Annotated in this window: 1 protein-coding gene; it reads right to left on the bottom strand. The window is 38.4% G+C overall.

Annotated features, from left to right (window positions below; all coding sequences use genetic code 11):
* Window positions 1–61: 61 nt before the first annotated feature.
* The coding region (locus E1163_RS00270) for a PorP/SprF family type IX secretion system membrane protein (protein ID WP_155168536.1) at window positions 62–991 on the bottom strand (930 nt) is incomplete at its 5' end.

Raw genomic sequence — 991 nt, 5'->3', positions numbered from 1 at the left:
TGCTAATATAGATATTTCACAAATTGTATAAATTCTTATTAAAAGCAAAATGTTTTTATTCTTAATGTCTGAATCTTGGAGTACGGATAACCTTTTTGCCACTACCCGGATTCACTGGCAACTGATAGCTCAATAACACCTCATGAGTAGTAGGTTGTTTCGCATCCTGATCTTTTACTACATAACCAAAAGAGTAGCCAAAACTTAACGATTTATCCTTTAAAAAATTGTAGCCTAACAAAAGATTCACGTCATCTGACTGCCTGAATGAAACACCTCCCCACAACTGGTCTTTATAATAAGCCATTCCTCCAACTATAAAACTATATTCATTAAAATCTGTCTGCACAAGGAATGATGGTGATAGTTTAACATCAAAATTAACCTCGTGTATATAGCCAAAAGTTAAATAAGCATGGTTCTCAAGAGCATTCCTCACAACATCGACACCAAAATCAAATTCGGATTTGAGAATGTGATTCATACTAAAGCCTGCATAATACTTTTCAGATCGATAATATACTCCTAAAGCCATATCCGGTCTTACCTGAGAATCAGAACTCTCGATAATAACAGGGTCTCCCTCGTCTATAGGCCTGTACTGCCCTTTGTCTATCGATTGAGAGAAAACTCCCACTCTTACCCCAAAGCTTAGTTTGGAATCTTTAATTCCCAAATGGTAAGCATAAGAGAGTTGAGCCTCAAGATTATTTACCGGTCCCAGGTTGTCATTCACCACATGCGCACCAAAGCCACTCCTAAACCTGTATATCGGGGTAGTCATACTAAAAACCTGCGTATTAGGTGCTCCCCCATCATCAAATGATGATTTATAGCCAGCCCACTGCGTACGATGTAACAAGGTTAATTGCGTAACACCCTCAGTACCTGCAAAAGCAGGATTATAGTATAGGGCATTTTTCATGTAAAATGAAAATTGCGCGTCTTGTTGGGCGTTTGCTGCGTTAAGGCTAAAAAATAACGCCCCTAA

Origin of the sequence: Fulvivirga kasyanovii, from assembly GCF_009711405.1 — a bacterium.
Lineage (GTDB): Bacteria > Bacteroidota > Bacteroidia > Cytophagales > Cyclobacteriaceae > Fulvivirga > Fulvivirga kasyanovii.
This window is presented reverse-complemented; position numbering and strand designations above follow the sequence as displayed.